At 61.8% G+C, this 21,880-nt stretch carries 18 protein-coding genes; 11 read left to right on the top strand and 7 right to left on the bottom strand.

Annotated features, from left to right (window positions below):
- Nucleotides 1-19: 19 nt before the first annotated feature.
- The 8 genes from JF539_RS06740 (at nucleotide 20) to JF539_RS06705 (ending at nucleotide 8,725) form a co-directional block, all read left to right on the top strand.
- A complete protein-coding gene (locus JF539_RS06740) occupies nucleotides 20-1,012 on the top strand; it encodes an ABC transporter ATP-binding protein (protein ID WP_207139551.1) in 993 nt (330 codons plus the stop codon).
- A gap of 73 nt (nucleotides 1,013-1,085) precedes the next feature.
- A complete protein-coding gene (locus JF539_RS06735; RefSeq protein WP_207139550.1) occupies nucleotides 1,086-2,378 on the top strand; it encodes an ABC transporter substrate-binding protein in 1,293 nt (430 codons plus the stop codon).
- Between the two features lie 392 nt (nucleotides 2,379-2,770).
- The gene (locus JF539_RS06730) at nucleotides 2,771-3,700 is read left to right on the top strand and encodes an ABC transporter permease (RefSeq protein WP_207139549.1); all 930 of its coding nucleotides are present in this window, start codon (nucleotides 2,771-2,773) and stop codon (nucleotides 3,698-3,700) included.
- Nucleotides 3,701-3,964: 264 nt separating this feature from the next.
- A complete protein-coding gene (locus tag JF539_RS06725; RefSeq protein WP_207139548.1) occupies nucleotides 3,965-4,804 on the top strand; it encodes an ABC transporter permease in 840 nt (279 codons plus the stop codon).
- Nucleotides 4,805-4,814: 10 nt separating this feature from the next.
- Nucleotides 4,815-5,474, top strand: coding sequence for an aspartate/glutamate racemase family protein (locus tag JF539_RS06720; protein WP_207139547.1), 660 nt, complete (start codon nucleotides 4,815-4,817; stop codon nucleotides 5,472-5,474).
- A 170-nt stretch (nucleotides 5,475-5,644) separates the two neighbouring features.
- Nucleotides 5,645-6,622 (top strand): DUF808 domain-containing protein, encoded by a 978-nt coding sequence (locus tag JF539_RS06715; RefSeq protein WP_207139546.1) that lies wholly within the window; start codon nucleotides 5,645-5,647, stop codon nucleotides 6,620-6,622.
- Between the two features lie 318 nt (nucleotides 6,623-6,940).
- The gene (locus JF539_RS06710; protein ID WP_207139545.1) at nucleotides 6,941-8,101 is read left to right on the top strand and encodes a WD40/YVTN/BNR-like repeat-containing protein; all 1,161 of its coding nucleotides are present in this window, start codon (nucleotides 6,941-6,943) and stop codon (nucleotides 8,099-8,101) included.
- Between the two features lie 231 nt (nucleotides 8,102-8,332).
- Nucleotides 8,333-8,725, top strand: coding sequence for a DUF983 domain-containing protein (locus tag JF539_RS06705; protein WP_207139544.1), 393 nt, complete (start codon nucleotides 8,333-8,335; stop codon nucleotides 8,723-8,725).
- A 275-nt stretch (nucleotides 8,726-9,000) separates the two neighbouring features.
- On the opposite strand, the gene JF539_RS06700 is transcribed toward JF539_RS06705, so the two are convergent.
- Both JF539_RS06700 and ndk read right to left on the bottom strand, forming a co-directional pair.
- On the bottom strand, nucleotides 9,001-11,100 hold the full coding sequence (locus JF539_RS06700) for a molybdopterin-containing oxidoreductase family protein (protein WP_207139543.1): 2,100 nt from the start codon (nucleotides 11,098-11,100) through the stop codon (nucleotides 9,001-9,003).
- Nucleotides 11,101-11,512: 412 nt separating this feature from the next.
- Nucleotides 11,513-11,935 carry a nucleoside-diphosphate kinase gene (gene ndk / locus JF539_RS06695; protein WP_207139542.1) on the bottom strand — a complete coding sequence of 141 codons (423 nt, stop codon included), beginning with the start codon at nucleotides 11,933-11,935 and terminating at the stop codon, nucleotides 11,513-11,515.
- 232 nt (nucleotides 11,936-12,167) lie between these two features.
- Between ndk and JF539_RS06690 the strand changes: the two genes are divergently transcribed.
- Nucleotides 12,168-13,046: a DUF4344 domain-containing metallopeptidase gene (locus JF539_RS06690; protein WP_207139541.1), complete on the top strand. Its 879-nt coding sequence runs from the start codon at nucleotides 12,168-12,170 to the stop codon at nucleotides 13,044-13,046.
- Here the strand turns inward: JF539_RS06690 and JF539_RS06685 are convergent.
- Nucleotides 13,016-14,053: a helix-turn-helix transcriptional regulator gene (locus JF539_RS06685; protein WP_207139540.1), complete on the bottom strand. Its 1,038-nt coding sequence runs from the start codon at nucleotides 14,051-14,053 to the stop codon at nucleotides 13,016-13,018. The genes JF539_RS06690 and JF539_RS06685 overlap by 31 nt on opposite strands.
- Nucleotides 14,054-14,192: 139 nt before the next feature.
- Between JF539_RS06685 and JF539_RS06680 the strand changes: the two genes are divergently transcribed.
- Nucleotides 14,193-15,272 (top strand): alpha/beta hydrolase family protein, encoded by a 1,080-nt coding sequence (locus JF539_RS06680; RefSeq protein WP_207139539.1) that lies wholly within the window; start codon nucleotides 14,193-14,195, stop codon nucleotides 15,270-15,272.
- A gap of 85 nt (nucleotides 15,273-15,357) precedes the next feature.
- On the opposite strand, the gene JF539_RS06675 is transcribed toward JF539_RS06680, so the two are convergent.
- Nucleotides 15,358-16,701 carry an esterase-like activity of phytase family protein gene (locus tag JF539_RS06675; protein ID WP_207139538.1) on the bottom strand — a complete coding sequence of 448 codons (1,344 nt, stop codon included), beginning with the start codon at nucleotides 16,699-16,701 and terminating at the stop codon, nucleotides 15,358-15,360.
- A 257-nt stretch (nucleotides 16,702-16,958) separates the two neighbouring features.
- On the opposite strand from JF539_RS06675, the gene JF539_RS06670 reads away from it, so the two are divergent.
- Nucleotides 16,959-18,842, top strand: a complete 1,884-nt coding sequence (locus JF539_RS06670) for an ABC-F family ATP-binding cassette domain-containing protein (RefSeq protein WP_207139537.1) — start codon at nucleotides 16,959-16,961, stop codon at nucleotides 18,840-18,842.
- A gap of 3 nt (nucleotides 18,843-18,845) precedes the next feature.
- Here JF539_RS06670 and JF539_RS06665 read toward each other — a convergent pair whose 3' ends face one another.
- From JF539_RS06665 to JF539_RS06655, 3 genes are all read right to left on the bottom strand, one after another.
- Complete coding sequence (locus JF539_RS06665) at nucleotides 18,846-19,241, bottom strand: rhodanese-like domain-containing protein (RefSeq protein ID WP_207139536.1); 396 nt, start codon at nucleotides 19,239-19,241, stop codon at nucleotides 18,846-18,848.
- Nucleotides 19,242-19,260: 19 nt separating this feature from the next.
- Entirely contained in the window at nucleotides 19,261-19,713 is a 453-nt protein-coding gene (locus tag JF539_RS06660; RefSeq protein WP_207139535.1) for a DNA polymerase III subunit chi, read from the bottom strand.
- A 466-nt stretch (nucleotides 19,714-20,179) separates the two neighbouring features.
- Nucleotides 20,180-21,679, bottom strand: coding sequence for a leucyl aminopeptidase (locus JF539_RS06655; protein WP_207139534.1), 1,500 nt, complete (start codon nucleotides 21,677-21,679; stop codon nucleotides 20,180-20,182).
- Nucleotides 21,680-21,880: the final 201 nt, after the last annotated feature.

The following is a 21,880-nucleotide window of genomic DNA, read 5'->3' as shown; positions in this document are numbered from 1 at the left end:
GGAAGGAGATGCCCTGGCCATGGCGAAGTCCCTGGACCTCGAGCTTGTCGCTGCCACCAAGATGTACGGCGAGACTGTCGCGGTGGATGCGATCGATCACAAATTTGCCGCCGGCTCCTATTCCTGCCTGCTCGGCCCGTCCGGTTGCGGCAAATCCTCAACGCTCAGAATGATCGCCGGTCACGAGAGCGTTTCCACGGGCGACATCCTTCTTGGCGGAACCAACATTACCGACCTGCCGCCCGCACGGCGCGGCACGGCGATGATGTTTCAAAACTACGCCCTCTTTCCGCATCTGAGCGTCATCGACAACGTTGCCTTTTCCCAAAAGATGAAAGGCGTCGAAAAACCGGTCCGTCTGAAAAAGGCCCATCAGCTTCTGGAACTGGTCGACATGGACGCCTACGCCCAGAGACTGCCCGCACAGCTTTCCGGCGGACAGCAGCAGCGCGTGGCCCTGGCCCGCGCGCTGATCACCGAACCATCAGTGCTGCTGCTCGACGAACCGCTCTCCGCGCTCGACCCGTTCCTGCGCATCAAGATGCGCCTTGAGTTGAAAAAGCTGCAGCGCGAACTCGGCATCTCCTTCATTCATGTGACCCACAGCCAGGACGAGGCGCTGGCGCTCGCCGACGACATCATCGTCATGAACGGCGGCAGGATCGAACAGGCGGGAACGCCTCGGGACGTTTTCAACGCACCGACGACGGAATTCGTCGCGCGGTTCATCGGCGGTCACAACGTGCTCAAGGATCAGGGTGCGCCGGTCGCGCTCAGGGCCGACCGGCTGGTCGTCAAGAAGACCGCCGGCGAGGACGGAGCGCATCTGACCGCCTATGTCCGCGACGTCGAATATCTCGGCTCCTCGGTGAACCTTGCCCTGGATGCCGGCGGTGCGGGGGATCTGACAGCAGCGCTTTCCGACGAAACTTTTTTTCAAGATCCGATCGAGATCGGCGCAACCGTCTTCCTGACCTGGAAGCCGGAGGATGCGCACAACCTGGCAGCCTGAGGGCCGCCGTTTAACAGGCCCTGTCGCGACAGGCCGGACAGAAACTCCACACGGGGAACAGGAGTAGATTTTCATGACACAGAAACTGGACAAGAAAGGCATCAGCCGCCGCAGCGTTCTGAAGGGCGGAGCCGCCATTGCGGGTGCAGCCGCCGGTTCCGGCGCGATCACCGGCTTTCCGACCATCTGGGCTCAGAACATCAAGGACGTGACGCTGCGCCAGTTCGGCACGGGCGTTTCCAACCTCAACGAGGTGGCCCAGAAGGTCAAGGAAGACCTCGGCTTCACCCTGGAAATGACCGCGCTCGATTCAGACGCCGTCACCCAGCGCGCCGCCACCCAGCCGGACAGCTTCGACATCGCCGACATCGAATACTGGATCTGCAAGAAGGTCTGGCCGACCGGCAACCTGCAGGCGATGGATACCTCCAAGATCAAGAATTACGACAAGATCGTCGGCATCTTCAAAAGCGGCAAGCTGACGCCTGAGTCCGTGATCGCACAGGGCACCGCGCCGCATACGGTCGGCTTTGTCGACGGGCCGGACGGCAAGACCTTCGCCACGGAAGAAACCGGCTGGATGACGCTGATCCCGACCATCTACAACGCCGACACGCTCGGCATTCGCCCCGACCTGATCGGCCGTCCGATCGGAACCTGGGCGGAGCTGCTCAACCCGGAATTCAAGGGCAAGGCCTCTATCCTGGATATTTCCTCCATCGGTATCATGGATGCGGCCATGGTGTGCGAATCCATGGGCGAGGTCCAGTATGGCGACAAGGGCAACATGACCAAGGAAGAGATCGACAAGACCATGGCGATCTTCACCGAGGCCAAGAAAAACGGCCAGTTCCGTGCCTTCTGGAAGACCTTCGACGAGAGCGTCAACCTGATGGCCTCGGGCGAAGTTGTCATCCAGTCCATGTGGTCGCCGGCGATCACCGCGGTCAAATCGCGCGGCATTCCGTGTGTCTACCAGCCGCTGAAGGAAGGCTACCGCTCCTGGGGCGGCGGCATCGGCCTGTCCAAGAGCCTCTCCGGCCTCGAGCTGGAAGCAGCTTATGAATACATCAACTGGTATCTCGACGGCTGGGTCGGCGGCTTCCTGATGCGCCAGGGGTATTACTCCGCCGTTCCGGAAACCTCCAAGAACTTCATGGACGAGAACGAGTGGGGCTACTGGTTCGAGGGCAAGGAAGCCACCGGCGACATCACCAACCCGTTCGGCGACGTCATGGCCAAGGCCGGCGAGACCCGCGACGGCGGCTCCTTCTACGACCGCATGGGCGCCGTTGCCTGCTGGAACGCCGTCATGGACGAGAACCAGTACATGGTCCGCAAGTGGAACGAGTTCATCGCCGCATAAGGCTGGACCGACAAATGCTCCGGGGGCGAGATCCCCCGGAGCACGAATGCCTTGATGGGGGAAATACCTGTGTTCGACGATGCCGCTCTTGCCCGGTGTGCAAGACTTTCCTGCGGAAGAGCTCTGCGGCCCCTTCCGGCTCGCGTTTCGCAGCAAGGAGCCTTGTCCCCCAGGGCGGGCAGCGCGAGACCCGGGACCTGCTCGTTTCCACAGAGCAGGGACGTCCGGCGAGCGTCTTCGACGAGGCAAGGTTTCTTTCGAAAAGATGCCCTGCGAGTGGGCTCCGGATCTGCGCTTCGCTTGTCCGGGGTGACACTGACAGAAAGCCTTCGCGCACAGCCACGAGAAGCCGCAGCCGCAGTTTCCAAACCTTTATTGCGAACCCAGACCACATGACGGACCAGACGCATCCCCTATCCAATGCGGAAACGACCCGACCGGTGCCGGAAAAGGCGCCCTTCTCGCTGAGCCGCCTGCCCGACGCGGTGACCGGCTGGCTGCTGTCGCTGCCGCTCGTCTTCGTGCTGGCCTTTTTCCTGATCCTGCCGATCATCATGATCGTGGTGGTCAGTTTCTGGGGCGCGACGGAATTCTCGATCTACCCGGCTTTCCAGTTCGACAACTACGAATTCCTGCTGACCTCGCCGGTCACCTATCAGGTGTTTCTCAACACCATCAAATACGCGGTGATCACCTGGGCCTTCACGCTTCTTATCGGCTTCACCATCGCCTATTTCCTGGCGTTCCATGTCAGGAGCCTGACCTGGCAGATCGTGCTGTTTCTGCTCTGCACGATCCCCTTCTGGACCTCCAACATCATCCGCATGATTTCCTGGATCCCGTTCCTGGGGCGCAACGGCATCGCCAACTCGACATTGATCTCCATGGGCGTCATCGACGAGCCGCTGGAATGGCTGCTCTTTTCCGATTTTTCCGTGATCCTGGCCTTCGTCCATCTCTACACGCTGTTCATGGTGGTGCCGATCTTCAACACCATGATGCGCATCGACAAGTCGCTGATCGAGGCGGCCTACGACAATGGCGCCAGCGGCTTCCAGACGCTGACAAACGTCATCATCCCGCTGACCAAGCCCGGCATCATGATCGGCTCGATCTTCGTGGTGACGCTTGTCATGGGAGACTTCATCACCGTGCGCTTCATGTCGGGCAGCCAGAAGGCCAATGTCGGGCGGCTGATCTCCAACGACATCGCACTCCTGCAATACCCGTCCGCGGCCGCGACCGCGGTGATCCTCCTGATCACCGTCCTGATCGTCATCTCGATCCTCCTGCGCTTCGTCGACATCCGGAAAGAGCTGTAGGGATGGCGTTTCCAGTCCGCACTACTCTGGCTCCCGTCTCCCCCCTTGAGGGGGAGATGTCCGCATCGCGGACAGAGGGGGGGGCAGCACCGCGGCAAACACGGCACGCGCGGTTCCTTGCAGACAGGCCGTCCCCCCCCTCTGTCTCCTTGCGGAGACATCTCCCCCTCAGGGGGGGAGAAGGGCGTGAGCCGGCAGCATTGTTGTTGAACGAAGGCTCTTGCAACCAGCAAGATTGCATCATCCGGAAGGAGCTCTAGACCCATGGAAAAACGCTCCCGGTCCTTCTATGTGCTCGCGGCCTTTTTCGCGCTGTTCCTGGTGTTTCTCTACGGCCCGACGATCACCATCGCGATCCTGTCCTTCCAGGGGCCGCAGGGCGGGCTGACCTTTCCCATGCGCGGCGTGTCGCTGCACTGGTTCCACGACCTCTTCCAGCAGCAGGCGGTTGGTGACATCTGGGGCAGTTTCGGCCGCTCTCTGGTGCTTGGTCTCATGGTGATGGCGACGACGGTGGTTGTCTCCGTCATGGGCGGGCTGGCCTTCCGCAAGCGCTTTCCCGGCTCCGGCGTCATCTTCTATCTGATCGTCACCTCGCTGGTGATCCCCTCGATCCTGATCTCGCTCGGGGTCGGGCTGATCTTCTCGCAGTCCGGTTTGACCGTGCACTGGTCGACATCCGGTTTCGGCTCCCAGCTTACCTGGACGCTGCCCTTCGGCTTGCTGATCATGTTCGCCGTCTTCAACCGCTTCGACAAATCCTATGAGGAAGCCGCCCGCGACCAGGGCGCCTCCGCCTGGCAGACGGTTCGCCATGTCGTGCTGCCGATCATCGCGCCGATGCTGATCGGCGTCGCCCTGTTCGGCTTCACCCTGTCCTACGACGAATTCGCCCGCACCCTTCTGACCGCCGGCAGCTACAACACGCTGCCGCTCGAAATCTACGGCATGACCACCAACGTGACCACGCCGGTGATCTTCGCGCTCGGCACGCTGACCACGGCCTTTTCCTTCCTGATCATCGCGATCTTTCTCGGCGTCGTTCTCGTCCTGCGCAAGCGCCAGGCGAAGCTCGGATCGGATGCCGGCCAGGGCATGATGTAGGAACAGGGTCATGCGGGAGTGCCATATCCTCGTCATCAACCCGAATTCAACGGCGTCGATGACGGACAAGATCGCGGCCGCAGCAAGAGCCGCGGCCGGTCCTTCCACCCGGATTACGGCCATCAATCCGAAGGAAGGACCGGCAGCCATTCAAGGGCCGGAAGACGGCGCGGCCGCCCTGCCCGGCCTGCTAAAGCTGTTCGACGAGTGTCTCGAATACGATCCCTCGATCAGCGCGGTGGTGATCGCCTGTTTCGACGATACCGGCCTCTGGGAGCTGAAGGCGAAAGCACGTGTACCCGTGATCGGCATCGGCGAGGCCGCCTATCACGTCGCCTCGGTGGCGGCGGAGAGGTTCTCCGTGGTCACCACGCTGCCCGTCTCCATTCCCGTTCTGGAGGAAAACCTCGTCCGGACGGGCCTTGCGTCCCGCTGCGCGAAAGTCCGCGCCTCGGAGGTGCCCGTTCTGGAGCTGGAAGACCCGGCAAGCGACGCAAGGCACCGGATCGAGGCGGAAATCGAAACGGCGCTGCGGGAAGACGCAATCGGCGCCATCGCACTCGGCTGCGCCGGCATGGCGGACCTGGCCCACGACCTGACAGCGCGGTTCAAGGTTCCAGTGGTCGACGGCGTGGCGTCGGCGGTCAGGCTGGCGGAAGCGATCGTCTAACGATCGCTCGAAGCCTGCGCAGGTGAGCCATAAAAATTCCCGCCGCTCTGCAGGGCGCTTCAAGGTCCACCTTTCCATGGCCCTTGTTTCTATCCTGAACGCCCCTCCCCCCCGCCTCTCAAACGCGCTATATGCTTCACAGGACCGACTGACCCGGATTCGGAGCTGACATGAGCGGATTGCTTGCCCTTCTCGATGACGTTGCCGCCATCGCCAAGATCGCCGCGGCCTCCGCCGACGACGTGATCGGACAGGCCACCAAGGCCGGGGCCAAGGCGGCCGGCGCGGTGATCGACGATGCCGCCGTGACGCCGAAATATGTGGCCGGCTTCTCGCCCGCCCGCGAACTTCCGATCGTGCGGCGCATCGCCTTCGGATCGATCAAGAACAAGCTGATCTTCCTGTTGCCGGCCGGACTTCTTCTGAACGAATTCCTTCCCGGAATTATCGTTCCGCTGTTGATGCTCGGCGGGGCCTATCTCTGTTTCGAGGGCGCGGAGAAGATCTACCACCTTTTTTCGCCCGGCCATCACGATGCCGACGAACCGGAGAACTTCGTCGCCGATCCGCTGCATCTTGAAGAGCAAAGGGTCGCCGGCGCGATCAAGACCGATTTCATCCTGTCGGCGGAAATCATGACCATCGCGCTTTCCGAAATCCCCGACAGCACGATCTGGATGGAGGCGATCACCCTCGCGATCGTGGCCATCGGCATCACCGTGATGGTCTACGGCTCGGTTGCCCTGATCGTGAAAGCTGACGACATCGGCCTTCACCTGTCGAAAGAAGGCAACCTCGGCTTGACCCGTGCGTTCGGCCGAGGCCTGGTGAAAGCCATGCCCGGCTTCATGAAGATTCTGATGACCGTCGGCACGGCAGCCATGCTGTGGGTCGGCGGCTCCATCGTGCTGCACGGTCTCGAGGTTCTCGGATACGGCGCCCCGTATCACTTCATCCATGACATCGCTCACGGCCTCGCGCATTCGGCGGGACCGATGGAGGGATTTGTTGCCTGGGCGGCGACAGCAACCATGGACGGTGTCTTCGGCCTGGCGCTTGGCATGATTCTGATCCCCGTAACCACGAAGATCCTTCTTCCGCTTTGGAAACTGGTGCGCGGGAAATCGGCGGAAGCCGAGGGGCACTAGTTCGTCGGAAAGGAAGTACGTCTGATCTTCACCGCAGCCTCAAGCTTCAGGCGACGAGCAGTCTGTTGCCTCAAGCCTGTGTTTGTCACCCCGGACCGAGCGCAAGCGGAGATTCGGCCTGCTCGCCTCTCCAACCGCTTCAGCAGCAACAGATTTTCTCAAGCTGTTTATCGATTGATTGTTCTGGAAATGATTAGGCACCGGATCGCGCTCCGCTTGCCCGGGATAGTACCGGATGCCAGCCGTAGTTTGTCTGCGACACTCCCCGCCCGCCCTCGCCTGTGATAGGCTTCCGCTACGGCAATGGGAGGACCGGCGATGGCAAATGGGGAGATCAGCCTGCTCATTGGCACCACCAAGGGCGCGTTCCTGATTTGTGGCGGGACGGACAGGACCGGTTGGACAGTGCGCGGACCCTTTTGCGACGGCTGGCCGATCAATCACGTCATCGGAGATGGCGACAGCGGCACGATCTGGGCCGGCGGCGGCGGCGACTGGAACGGGGCCGGCGTCTGGCGCTCCACCGACGGCGGTGAGACCTGGGAAGTCACCAGGCTGACGAAAGGCACGCTGGACGACTGGGCTGCGAACGATCCGGAAACGGCGAAATTTCTGAATTGGGAACCGCAAAACCCTCCCTTCGGTGACATGTTCACGCAGATCTGGTCGCTTGGCTTCGCCCATGGCACGCTCTACGCGGGCACGAAACCGGCGAAATTTCTCGCGAGCCAGGACCGCGGCGTGACTTTCGAACACCTGGACGGCCTCGCCAACCATCCCTCCTCCGACAGTTGGAATCCCGGTGCGGCCGGGCTGGTGCTCCACACCATCGTTTCCGATCCGCAAGACCCGCAAAAGCTCTGGATCGCGATCTCGGCGGCCGGGGTCTTCGCCAGCGAGGACGGCGGAAAAAGCTGGGAACGGCGAAACAGGCTTTCCAACGCGGCACAGTGCGAAGGCCACGATCACCCGGCAGCCCCGCGAGACGGCGAGACCGGACACTGCGTCCACAACATGATGCGCGCGCCGGGAGACGGCGACCTGCTTTATCAGCAGAACCACCACGGCGTGTTCCGTTCCGCCGATGGCGGCCGAAGCTGGGACGATATCACCGGCGGCCTGCCGTCCGCTTTCGGCTTTCCGCTCCGGGTGCATCCACGCCATGCAGAAACGCTCTGGACGGTGCCGCTCAACGGTGACACCAGGGGCCGCTACCCGCCGGACGCAGCCGCAGCCGTGTGGAAATCCAGCGACGGCGGGCGAACCTGGCAGGCCCGGCGGCATGGCCTGCCCCAGACCGCCTGTTTCTTTACCGTGCTGAGACAGGCCATGGCGGGAGACAGTCGCGACCCGGCAGGCTTGTACTTCGGCACCAACACCGGCTCGGTCTTCGCCAGTCTCGACGAAGGCGAGAGCTGGCAGGAAATCGCCCGGCATCTGCCGACAATTCTGTCGGTCGAGGCGATGGACCGGGTGTGAAGGCGGTCTCACGGGAAGTTGACTTTACGCCGGTCACAGTTCCGGTTCTTCCAGCCCGAGCCCCGTTTTTCCACGCAACGCCCGCAAAAGAGCGCCCCTGAAAGAAAAGGTCAATCGCGAACCGAAGGTTTTCTACGGTCGCGAAAAAGGGGGAAGGACAAATTCACGCATGTTCGAACCGGCAGGCGCGGGATATGCAGCCCGCTCCCAATGCATTCGGAAGGCATGATAATGAGCGATCCCCAGACCTGGCCCAAGCTTCCTCCGGTTCAGACCGGTATCAAGGGCCGCTGCCCGCGCTGCGGTGAGGGCAAGCTGTTCAAGGGGTTCCTGACCCTGCAGCCCAAATGCGACAAATGCGGTCTCGACTTCAGCTTCGCGGACCCGGCGGACGGACCGGCCTTCTTCGTCATCTGTTTCGGCTGTGTGCCCGCCGTCGGCTTCGCCATCTGGCTGGAAGTCGCATTTCAGGCGCCCTACTGGGTCCACCTGATTACTACCCTGCCTCTTATTCTCCTGACCTGCATCCCGATCCTCCGGCCCTTGAAGGGCTGGCTGGTGGCAAGCCAGTATTTCTACAAGGCGGAGGAAGGCCGGCTGGAGACCGGCGAGGCTCCAAACTAGCATCCTCTCGATTGATCTGGAGGCAGTAATTCGACTACTCGCCGTCCCGTCCGTGAGCCGATAAGCGCTGAATTTTACCCCTCGGCGTCCCGCCTCCCACGATAGTTTCTTCGGACGGAGCACAGTAGAAATCCAGGGCCGGCGAGCCGAGGTGTCGATCAGACAAGTAAAGTGTTCGCGGCTCTCCGATCCCGGCTCGCGCTTCGCTTGGCCGGGATGACGCCGAGAGGTGCAGGCTCCCGACACCCGGCGGGCAAGGTTCTTACCGGCGCATCCTAAACCGCCCGCAGCCAAACCGCCGTGTCGTGATAGGCGACGCCGCCGTAGGGAGCGACCGGGTCGGCGCCGGTCAGCGTGTTAATGCCCCTGCCGTCTTCGAAAGCCTCGTTCGGCCAGAGGCCTTCGGAGATGACCGTTCCAGGCGCGACCGTTGCGACCAGCCGTGCGTGGAGCGTGACCGCACCGCGCCGGTTGCCCATTCGGACCTTTGCTCCGTCCTCAATGCCGTAGCGCGCCGCCTCCTCGGGCCGCAGCCAGACCTCGGGCCGGCCTTCCTTTTTCCTGGATCCATCCGTCTCGTTGAAGGTCGAGTTCAGGAAAGACCGTGCCGGGGCCGTCACCAGACGGAAGGGGTGCTCCGCATCGGCGCTCTCGATGCTGTCCCACTGGTCCGGCAGTTCCGGCATAGTCCGGGACGAACCGAAGACCACACCGCCCTCCGGCTTGTTCGGCGACGGCGACCGGCCCCAATCCGGTCTGAACCGGAACTTGCCGTCGGCATGCGAGAAGCCGTTCAGGTAATGCGCGGTCTCGAAGTCCGGCTGCAGATCGATCCACTTGCCCGCCTCCAGATCAGCCAGCGTGCCATAGCCGGAGTTCGTCAGCATCCAGTCGATATGCTCGCGCGCGCTCATATCGAAACCAGGATGAGATTTCGCTTCAACTCTTTTCGCAATCTCATTGAGAACGAACAGGTTTTCTCTCGGACCTTCCGGCGGCTCAACCGCCTTGGGCCCCAGCATCAGATACTGATGGCCGCCGCCCTTGTAGATGTCGTCATGCTCCAGGAACTGGGTCGCCGGCAGCACGATATCGGCAAGGGCCGCGGTCTCGGTCATGAACTGCTCGTGCACCACCGTGAACAGATCCTCGCGCGCGAACCCCTGCTTGACCAGTTCCTGCTCCGGGGCGACCGAGGCAGGGTTGGTGTTCTGGATCAGCATGGCCTTGACCGGCGGCCCGCCCAAAAGCGCGGTCTCGTCTCCTTTCAGGATACGGCCGATCAGGCTCTGGTCGAGAATACGCACACCCGGGTCCCTCAAGGAGCCGGCCTCGATCATTTCCTTGTTGAGCTGGTAGATCGCGCCGTTGTTGTGAAAGGCGCCGCCACCTTCATATTGCCAGGCGCCGGTCACCGCCGCAATCGACGCGGCCGCATGCATCCCGACAGCCCCGTTACGCGAGCGGGTGAAACCGTAGCCGAGGCGGAAATAGGTTTTTTTGACCTCGCCGATCAGCCTGGCCAGCTCTTCGATCTGTGCTGCGTGAAGCCCCGTGATCTCAGCCGCCCACACCGGTGTCCTGGTCTTGAGATGCGCCTCAAGGTCCGCGGGACAGTCGGTGTATTTCTCCAGATACGCGCGGTCGGCATGCCCGTCGCGGAAGAGCACATGCATGATCGCACAGGCAAGGGCGGCGTCGGTGCCGGGTTTCAGCACCAGCCCGATATCGGCCTGTTTCATCGTCTCGGTCTCGTAGACATCGACAACGACAATCCTGGCGCCCCGCTTTTTGCGCGCGGCGATCGCGTGGGTCATGACGTTGACCTGTGTCGCGACCGGGTTGGTGCCCCAGATGACGACCTGGTCTGAAACCGCCATCTCGCGCGGATCGGGCCCGGCAAGTTTTCCGGTTCCCGCAACGTAGCCGGTCCAGGCCATGTTGGTGCAGAAGCTGTCGAACTGGCGCGAATACCCCTTGGCGTGGCGCAGGCGGTGAATGCTGTCGCGCTGCACAAGCCCCATTGTTCCCGCGTAATGATAAGGCCAGACGCTTTCGGCGCCGAATTCCGCCTCCGCCGCGAGGAATTTTTCAGCGATCAGGTCAAGCGCGGCCTCCCAGGAGATCTCCTCAAAGCGTCCCTCTCCCTTTTTGCCAGCGCGGCGCAGCGGGTTCAGCAGGCGATCCGGGTGATAAAGCCGCTCCGGATAGCGCGCCACCTTGGCGCAGATGACCCCCTGGGTATAGGCATTGTCCTTTGCCCCGTTTAGCCGGCGTATGTCTCCATGGGGATAGAAATGCACGTCCAGTGCGCAGGTCGAGGGACAGTCGTGCGGACAGGCGGTGAAGGTGCTTTTCGGCGGCTGCTGGGTCATTGGCATCCATCTGGTGGCGTTTGCTCAGATGACTTTAGAGCCTTGCTGCTTGAAAACAAAGAGAGGCGCCACCGGGCGCCTCCCAGCTTCCTGACAATCCTCACGTAGTCATTCCGGCCCGCGCGCCGCGAAGCGGTGTCGCGTGAGCCGGAATCCGGCTGACAAGCGCGAGCGGCAGCGAGCACCTTCTCTCATATCTATATGATGTAATTTGAGTATTGAGCGCCATTGGCGCAGAAGATTTCTGGTTTCCAGATCTGCGCGCAGCTTTGCTGTACTTGTCCGGAATGACCTTCCGAGGGTTTGTCAACAGTCTGAGAGGCGCCGCCGGGCGCCTCTCAATTTGCATGAGCTTGGTCAGGTTCGAGCCGGTCTCGATGGGGCCGGCCCCATCAGACATCGGCGCGGTCAATCAGCCGACGATTTCGGTGCCGGAGAACCAGAAAGCGATTTCTTCGGCCGCCGTTTCCGGTGCATCGGAACCGTGAACGGAGTTTTCGCCGATCGACAGGGCGAATTCCTTGCGGATGGTGCCTTCGGCGGCTTCGGCCGGGTTGGTCGCGCCCATCACTTCACGGTTCTTGACGACAGCGTTTTCGCCTTCGAGAACCTGAACGACGGTCGGGCCAGAGGACATGAATTCGGTCAGCTCGCCGAAAAACGGGCGTTCCTTGTGGACCGCATAAAAAGCTTCAGCTTCGCGCAGGGACATCCATACACGCTTGGAGGCGACCACGCGCAGGCCGGCTTCTTCCAGCTTGGCGGTGATGGCGCCGGTCAGGTTGCGTTTGGTTGCGTCCGGCTTGATCATCGAAAAGGTGCGTTCAATCGCCATGGGTTCGTCTTTCTCGTTTATGAGCGGACCGTTTTTCCGGTCCGGAATGTCGGAAATTTCGCGGCCTTAATAACCGGGGCACCCGCGCCCCGCAAGGGGGGACGGCGATGACAGTTTTATGTCGACGGCCTCAACGTCTTTCGCGATCCCGCTGGAAATACCGGGCTTCAAGGCATATCTTCCCGGCACAGCTTTCAGATCTCAGCCGCCAGCAGCAAAGGCCCGCGCCGGAATGATCCGCCTTTCCGTCTCCTTGAAGAGCCTGCCCGCCTTGCTTTTCTGGTCGTCTCTCGCGCTATGCCTCTGGCTGCCGATCTTTCCGTCGCCAAGCGCCGCCCAAGAAGCCGACGGCGGTTTCAAAGACCTCGAAACCGAGCTGAGCGAACTGGCGCCGCAAGACCTCGAAGAGCTTCTGGTGTTTGTCGCGGGCAATGCGCTGTTCACTGTCTACCATGAAGGCGGGCACATGCTGGTGTCCGAGCTGGAACTTCCCGTGCTCGCTCAGGAGGAAGACGCGGCGGACAACCTGGCGACCGTCTCCATGCTGGCGGACGATACCGGCAACACGGACCTTCTTCTCACCAACGCGATGATCGGCTGGTTTCTGTTCTCCGAGCACGACGACGACTTTCTGACCTTTTACGGCGACCACGACCTGGACAGGCAACGCGGCTACCGGATGCTTTGCCTCATGGTCGGTGCCGACGAAGACGCGTTTCTGGAACTCGCCCTGGATCTCGGATTGCCGCGGGAACGGATCGAGAGCTGCGCTTTCGACTACGAACAGGTGGCCGGCTCCTGGGACTACGCGACAGAGCCTTATCTGCGGCAGGAGGACACGCCTTCCGGAAAAATCACGGTCGCGCACGACCCGCCACCGGAGGGACTGGAGACACTGGCGGTGTTCTTGAAGGAAACCGGAATACTGGAACGGGTCGCCGGCGAGTTGGACACCTTGTACACCCTGCCCCACCCGGTCACCTTCCGGGCGGCGTCCTGTGGCGAGGCAAACGCGTTCTGGGATCCGGACAAGCGCGAAGCCGTTTTCTGCCACGAATTGCTGGCAGGCTTTGCGGCGCTTTATTTCGAAAGCGTTTTGCCGGACGAATGAGCCTGTTTTCGGTATTGCGCGGGCGCAACGCCGAACTGCTTCTGAAACTCCCTGTAAAAATTAGATCGGGTCAGGAAACCGGCCTTCTCCTGAATGGTGGAGACCGATTCGCTTGTCCGTGTGAGCAGTGACGCCGCTTCCTGCAAACGGATCGCGTTGACAAACTGGCTGACGTTGACCCCTTCCACCTGATTGATCGCGCGTGACAGGTCCCTGTCAGACACTCCGGTCCTGCGCGCAAGCCGGGTCAGGGTCAGGTCTGTATCGCGGAACAGTTCCTTGTCCAACAGCAGGCGCCGGGCCGCGCCGGCAATCCGCCTCCAATCGTCTTCCTCCTCTGTGGTCCGTTGACGGCTCTGTCCCGGTGCAGCGGACCGGAAACCGAGGATGGCAAGGGCCACAGCCCCCGCCACGAACGCGAGGCTCGCCGCGGAAATGGTGAACGCCGCCGCTTCTTCCTTCCGGAACGACAGAAAAACCGCGATCAGCGTATCGAGGACCAGAACCGCGAACAAGATCCCGATCGCCCCGGCCAGGACCCGGTGCAGCAGCGGGCCGAGATGGGTCGGCGCCGCGCCGAAGGCGTCCGGCCCGCGGCGCCATAACCGCAGGAGCAGGAACAAATAGACGGCAACGGTCGCTTCGATCAGGAGATCGACGTATCCGACGGACCGCACCGGAAGCAGCATCGCCAGACTGACGGCAAGAGCGGCCCCGGCATTCACCGCGATCCACCGGACGACCTTGCCGGCAGACGCCGTCAGCGCTGCAAAGGACAAAAACAGCAGAGGCGCGCTCCAGACCGGCAAGGTCCGCTGAATGGGCAGGAAGGCCTGCGTCGCCAGGACATAGCGAATGCCGACCAGGCTTGTCTCAAGCGCCAGAACCAGAAAGGTCGCAGCGAAGAGAGCGCGCGGCAGGGTCGGCAGCATGGGGCGGACCGCCATCGAGACGGCCAGTGCGAGGAAAACCACGGACACGAGGAAGGAAACGGGAATGCTGATCATGGCCGATCTGTCACCGGATACTCCTGCATGTCCTGTCCTCAATCGCGATCGAGGACAGGACAACGGCTGCCAGGCGATTGTCAAGTCCAGGTGACACGCCCCAAGTTCGGACGGTCAAAACTCATCCCCCGGAGATCCCATGCAGACATATTCCACAGCCGCCCGTTGCCGGGCCGGACTGGCCGCCGTCGCCCTTTTTCTGACGATCGGCTTGCCTCTCTTGAGCGCCGCGCATGCGCGAGCCGAAGAAGCGTCCCTTCCCTATGGCCCGGGGACCGCCAGGATCGAGATCGCCGACGCCCGGACAGACCGGCCACTGTCCGGCCGCGTCTGGTATCCGACAGCGACGCCGGAAGTCCATCAACCGCTCGGAACCAGCAAGGTCTGGCAAATGCCGGACGCGGACCCGGAAGCGGCTCCGGCCAAGGGTGTCTTTCCCCTGCTTGTCGTCTCGCACGGTACATACGGAAATACCCGCAACCAGGCCTGGCTCGGCTCCGCGCTGTCCCGGCGCGGCTTCATCGTCGCAATGGTCGATCATCCGGGCACCAGCACCTTCCTGCGCGATCCGGACCAGGCCCGGCAGCTTTGGGATCGGCCGGTTGATCTTTCGCGGCTGATAACCTGGCTGCTCGAGGCAAGCGAACTGGGCGACCGCATCGACCGAAAGCGCATTTATGCGGCTGGCCATTCGCTCGGCGGGTTCACGGTCGCGGTGCTTGGCGGCGCGAGATTCGACAGCCGGCGCTATCGCTCGATCTGTTCGGAGGCCGGGCTCAAGAAGGTTTGCGCGGTGTTTTCCGGATGGTCCGTGTCGGAAACCAAAGAGGACAGCGCGGCCATGGAGGTCTCCCGCAAGGATCCCCGGGTTACCCGAATCGTCAGCCTCGATTTGGGCGGCACCGAAGTGCTTTCGCCCAAAAGCCTAGAAGATTTCGATGTGCCCGTTCTGGTGTTCGGCGCCGAACGGGGCGACATGGTGGATCAGAACCTGGAATCGCGCGCGCTCGCGGCGGCACTTCCCGCGTCACGCGTGCGCCATGTCGAACTGGCCGACGGCGGCCACTTCGATTTCATGGGGCGCTGCAAGCCGGAGGGCTATGAGCTCTTGAAGGTTCACGAGCCGGGAGACGAAATGGTCTGCGTCAAGGGAACCGAGGAGCGCGAAGCGCAGCATCGCCGGATACTGGACGAGATGATCGACTTTCTGCAGGACTGATCACTCGTGCACAGGCGTCCGGCGGTAACCGACCGGACGCCTGCCGATGCCGAGCCACGGGACCGCAGAGGCCCTGGCGGCGGTATTATTCCGCGGCGGCTTTCAGGAACTCGGAGACCTTGAGGAGAACAATCTCGTTGTTATCGACCTTCACCGTATCGCGGCCTTTCGAGAACGGGAAGTTGTTGTCGTTGGCCACGATGATGTGATCCTCATCGACCCGGTCGACATTCTCGATCGTGACGAAGGGAAACGTGAACGTGTTGTCGTCACGCTTGCCGAGGCGGGCAATGCCGTCGAAGTCCTGCATTTTCATCAGGTCGATATAACCGATCTTCTTGACCGGCTGTCCGTCCTCCAAGCCTTTCATGTCGATCATGTAGACGCGTTTGAACAGTGCCGGGTTCTTGAAGCAGTTTTCGGTCTCACCGTCCTTGCAGGCCAGTTCCGCGTCGCCCTGACCGCCGTCGCGCTCGATCACGAGGCCACGGGTTTCGTCGATCATGTTGAAATCGCCGATGGCATGGTCGTCGGCTTCCAGACGGTAGAGCACCGACTTGCCGGTCCACGACTGGCTTGCGACATCCCACTCCAGCAGGCGCAGGGCGAAATTGCCGTCGACCCGTTCATAGTCGCCGGCGGCTTCATCCCAGACCGGGCCTTCCAGGAGTGGGTAAAGGGTTTTGCCGTCCATGGAAGCCGCGAAGCCCTCGTATCCGCGAGAGCGCTTGATGTTGGCGCCCGACGCCGGCTTGTCCGGGTTGCCGGCCTTGAGCGCGAAGTGATCGGGAGACATCAGCTTCTGGTCGCCCAGGAACGTTTCGTGAAAGGCTTCGACCACACCGGTCCCGGCGTCGGCAACGATCAGGAACGGGCCGAACTCGTCGCCGATGTAGATTTTGCCGTCGATCACCTGAAAGCCTTCGATGTCCAGGTCGGCACCTGTTAGGTAGCGCGTATCCGAGCCTTCCATGACGATGTTGAACGGAACGACCTTGTTCGGATCGCTCAGGAAGGTTGTCTTCTCAACCGTCACGCTGCCGCTCTTGAAATCCGGCTTGACGACATGGAAGAAAAGCATGGCGTCCGGAGAGTTGGATTTTGAACCGAAGCCGTTGTCGGTCAGGACGTAATAGCGTTCCGCGTCGATCCGGCTGATGCCGGAAAAGCCCTGGACAGGCTGACCGGCGAAAGGCAGCTCGGAACCGTCCTCGGAGGGTGCCGTTGTCAGGCGGGACGGGTTGCCTCTTTCGGTGAATTTACCCGATACCTTGAGGGCCTCAGGCGCATCGGCCGGGGCATCGATGAGCGTCTGCGCGGGCAGGATCGCATGACCGACGAGCTGCGCGGGGAATTCCCGAGCGTCCTGGGCGGAGGCAGCCGCCGTCAACGCCAGCAGACCGGCTGCGGCGAGTGAGATCTTTTTCATGGTGGACTCCAGCAAGCTTGCGCCAGGGGCTTCGGATGAGACCCCTGGTAGCGGTGGGGAAAGAACACGCAATCGATACGATCGGAGATTGACAGGCCGGTGACGACTGGATGGCGGTTTGATAACGATTGCCGGACGCCCTCCGCCTGTCTCGCTCCACAGCCGGCTTGCACGAATGCAACATGCTGCGGGTCGTAAGGGTTTCCGCCGCTCAAGACCCTTGCATCCTCGGCAAGCCTCCGCCAAACATCCGCCTCATGTTACAGATTTCGGACATCACCTACCGGATCGGGCACCGGCTCCTGATCGACAACGCCAGCGTGACGCTGCCTGGCCGGGCCAAGACCGGGCTGGTCGGCCGCAACGGCGCTGGCAAATCGACGCTTTTCAAGATCATCACCGGCGATCTCGGAACCGAAAGCGGGTCGGTGCAGATCCCCAAGCGCGCGCGCATCGGTCAGGTTGCCCAGGAAGCGCCCGGCACCGAAGAGACGCTCATGGAAGTCGTGCTTGCCGCCGACACGGAGCGCGGCCGCCTGCTTGAAGAGGCTGAAACGGAAACGGACCCCGACCGGATCGCCGAGATCCACACGCGGCTGGCCGACATTGGCGCGCATACGGCGGAAGCGCGCGCGGGCGCCATCCTGTCCGGGCTCGGTTTCGACGCGGCCGCCCAGCAGCGCCCCTGCTCGTCCTTTTCCGGCGGCTGGCGCATGCGCGTCGCCCTCGCGGCAGTGCTTTTTTCAGAACCCGACCTGCTGCTCCTCGACGAGCCGACCAACTATCTGGATCTGGAAGGCACGCTCTGGCTGGAAAACTATGTCGCGCGGTATCCCCACCAGGTGCTTCTGATCTCCCACGACCGGGACCTGCTCAACAAGGCGGTGGACAGCATCGTCCATCTGGATCGGGGCAAGCTGACCTACTATTCCGGCGGGTACGACAGTTTCGACCGCCAGCGGCGCGAAGCCATGATCCTCGCCGAAAAGGCGAAGGAAAAGCAGGACGCCCAGCGCAAGCACATGCAGGCCTTCGTCGACCGCTTCCGCTACAAGGCCAGCAAGGCCCGCCAGGCCCAGTCCCGTCTGAAGATGCTGGAAAAACTGCAACCGATCGCAGCGCTGACGGAGGAAAGCAGCCGGCCGATCCAGTTTCCGGATCCCGAAACCCAACTGGCACCTCCGATCCTGAAACTGGAAGGCGTTTCGACCGGTTACGGTGAGACAAAAATCCTGTCGCGGCTGACGCTCAACATCGACAATGACGACCGGATCGCCCTGCTCGGGGCCAACGGCAACGGCAAATCCACCTTCGCCAAACTGATCTCCGGCCGTTTGGGCGCCATGGACGGCGAGATCACCCGTTCGTCCAAACTCAAGATCGCCTTTTTCGCCCAGCATCAGCTTGACGAATTGCGCCCCGCCGAAAACGCCGTCGCTCATGTCAGGACCCTGATGCCCGGCGCGCCGGAGGCCAAGGTTCGGGCGCGTGTCGCCCGGTTCGGACTGCCGACCGACCGGATGGATACGCCAGCGAAGGATCTCTCCGGCGGCGAGAAGGCCCGCCTGCTTTTGGGACTTGCCACCTTCGACGGGCCTCACCTGCTCATCTTGGATGAACCGACAAACCACCTCGATATCGACAGCCGGGAAGCGCTGGTCATGGCGCTGAACGACTTCCAGGGCGCCGTGGTCCTGATCAGCCACGACCGGCATCTGGTCGAGGCCTGCGCGGACCGGTTGTGGCTGGTCGCCGGCGGCAAGGTCGAACCCTACGACGGCGACATGGAGGACTACCGCCGCCTGATCCTTCAGGGACCGGAAGCGGTGGAAAAGGCGCGCGCCAAGGCCGATGAGGAAGCGGAAAAGGCCTCATCCCAGGAAAAACGCCGGGAAGCGGCGCAAAAACGCGAACTCTTGAAACCGCTGAAACAGAAGATCGACGCTGCGGAAAAGGAAATGGCGCGGCTTCAGGAGAAGATCGGCAAACTGGACGAAGCGCTCGCCGATCCGGAGTTCTTCACGCGGGAACCGGAACGCGCGGCGAAATTCGCCAAGGAACGCGCCTATTGCGAGAAGAAGCTGGTCAAGACCGAAGAGGACTGGCTGGAGCTTTCCGCGGAATACGAAGAGGTGGGCTGAGCCTTATTTCTGCGGCATCTCCACCGGTCCGCCCTTCGTCACCCAGTCGCCGAAGCCGTGCGTCAGATGCGCGGCTTCGAACCCCATGTCCTGCAGAGTCGCGACCGTGAGCGCCGAGCGCCAGCCGGCGGCGCAGTGAAAGATGAAGCGTTTGTCCTCGCCGAAAATGTCCTTGAAATAGGGGCTCTCCGGATCGACCCAGAACTCGGCCATGCCGCGCGGACAGTGAAAGCTGCCGGGAATATACCCAGACCTCTGGCGCTCGCGCACATCGCGCAGGTCCACGAAGACAACGTCGGGATCACCAACCAGGGCGATCCCGTCTTCGGTTTCGATTTCCTCAATCCGGGCCTTGGCCGCCTTGATCAGATCTTCCGACGACAGTTTCAGTTTCTTCAAAGTTTCCCCTCCCCCAAAATCAGGCTTTTCTTTCCCAGCCACCGGTCTGCGTCTGCTGCCAGTAGGCAATGTCAAAGCCTTCGTCCTTGGCTTCCTTCCATCTTACGCGGGCTTCCTGGACGGCCTCCTGATCGTTGCCGTCGAACATATAAATCGCCCTCTTGTACTCCCCGAGCGGCGGCGGCGCGGCGCGGTCCACCAGAAAGCGGACATCGGCCGCGTTCGGGTTGTCCGGCTCGGCGGTCAGATAGATCGGTTGATGTTCGGCGAACCCGTCCGCCTTGGTTCCATGTGGAAGGAAGCTGTCATCCGCGAAGGTCCATAGATGAGCGTCGAGCGCGTTACAGCGCTCTTCGGTTCCCGTCTGCACCACGACTTTCCAGTCGCGTTCCAGACATTTCAGCAGCAGTTGCGGCAACGCCGTTTCCAGCGGCTTGTGCAGCAGGTGATAAAAGACAACCTCAACGCTCATTCGTGCCTCTGGCGCAACGCTTCGTTCTTCAAATTCTTTCCCTCGCTCGGCGGGCTTGTCCACCTCGCCACGGTGAAGTGATGCCGATGTGCCACAGCGCGCGTGCCAAATCACACACCGTCAAAACCAGACATAGACACGCCACAGGACTCGTATCATTAACCCTTCGCAAATGTCGATTGGCTAGGGTCCGTTCCCGGGACGATCGTAGGATCATTTTTGTTTGACCGGTGAACGGTTGCCCGAACCGGTCTACATGGGGGTTGATGTATGCTTGCACGTGTTTTTGTATTTTGTGCATTGGTTGCCGTTGTCGCGGGGGCCACTTTGGCAATGGGACTTCTGGTCGAGCCGGCAACCGCCTGCCAGACCTACAAGACCTGCTGAGCGAAACGCACAGAATTCAATAAAAAACCCGCCGGTCTGGCGGGTTTTTCGTTTCTGCGGTTTCGCAGGCTGGCACGAATTATTTCTCGTAATTGTCCGCAACGAGCTGATTCAGCAGACGAACGCCATAGCCCGAGGCCCAGCTCTGGCAGATATCGTCCTTCGGAGCGCCGAATGCGGTGCCCGCGATATCGAGATGCGCCCAGGGAATGTCGTTGCTGAAGCGTTGCAGGAACTGCGCGGCCGTGATCGACCCTGCCGAGCGGCCACCGGTGTTCTTGATGTCCGCGTTAGGCGTCTCGATGAGCTTGTCATATTCCTTGGACAGCGGCAGGCGCCACAGCGGTTCCCCGCTTGCCTTGCCGGCGGCGAGAAGCTTTTCGGCAAGCTCGTCGTCGTTGGCGTAAAGCCCCGCATTGAGGTTGCCGAGCGCGACGATAACGGCCCCTGTGAGTGTTGCCAGATCGATCATGATGGCGGGCTTGTAGGTTTCCTGCGTATACCAGAGCGCATCCGCCAGAACGAGACGGCCTTCCGCATCCGTGTTCAGAATCTCGATGGTGGTTCCCGACATCGCCTTGACGATGTCTCCCGGGCGCTGCGCGTTGCCGTCCGGCATGTTTTCCACAAGCCCGATCACGCCGACCACATTGGCCTTGGCCTTGCGGCCGGCAATTGCATGCATGGCCCCGACGACCGCGGCCGCGCCGCCCATGTCGCCCTTCATCTCCTCCATACCGCCTGCCGGCTTGATGGAAATACCGCCGGTGTCGAACACCACCCCCTTGCCCACAAGAGCGACGGGTGCGACGCCCTTCTTGCTGCCGTTCCAGCGCATGACCGCCAGACGCGGCGGCCGGACCGAGCCTTGAGCGACCCCGAGCAGCGCCGCCATCTTCAGCTTCTTCATTTCCTTTTCGGTGAGGATCTCGATTTCCACGCCAAGTTTTTCAAGCTCTTTCGCCTTTGCCGCGAATTCCACCGGGCCGAGCACGTTGGCCGGCTCGTTCACCAGATCGCGTGCCAGGATAACCCCGTCGGCGATCGCTTCGGCCGCGCTCCAGGCTTTTCTGGCGGCTTTCGGATCGGCAACCGCCAGGGCGAGTTTCAGGTCCTTGGCGTTGTCTTCATCCTTCTTCTTGCTCTTGTAGGCGTCAAACGCATAGGCGCGCAGCTTCGCGCCCATAGCCAACTCCGCAGCGGCTTCGCTCGCGACACCCGCTCCTTCCGGGGCGTCCAGAAGAACGGTTGCCGCCTCGGCCTTCGCTTTCTTGAGTTCCGCGAAGACCGCGCCGCCAAGCGCCCGCCAGTCGTCTTGCGTCAGGTCTTCCGCCTTGCCGATCCCGAAAACGATCAAACGGTCGAGACCGACACCCGCCGGTGCAACGAGATCGAGAGTTGTTTTCTTCTTGCCTGTGAAACCGGCTATCGCCGCTGCGCGCGCCAGTCCGCCGTCAAGCCCGGAAACGGCCTCTCCCGCAACCGGCCCAAGGCCGAGCCCCTCGCCGGCCAGGATCACCGCCAGACCTTTTTTGGGAGCTTCCAGTTTGGCAAAAGAGAGTTTCGCAAGTTTGGTCATTCAGTCGTCCTTATTGATTTTGGGATTGCGCCGAACCAGATGTCCGAGTCTCACGTCCCCTTCCCGAAGGGACGGTTTTCCGGCAAATGATGGCGTTTCAACAGCTTCTCGGCAAGAGTGATAAAAATTAATACAAATTAACCATTCTTCTTCATGGGCCGTTCACCACAATACGTGTTATTCGAAACGAGATAGAAACTT

The sequence above is a fragment of the Roseibium aggregatum genome (assembly GCF_017309185.1).
Classification (GTDB): domain Bacteria; phylum Pseudomonadota; class Alphaproteobacteria; order Rhizobiales; family Stappiaceae; genus Roseibium; species Roseibium aggregatum_B.
This window is presented reverse-complemented; position numbering and strand designations above follow the sequence as displayed.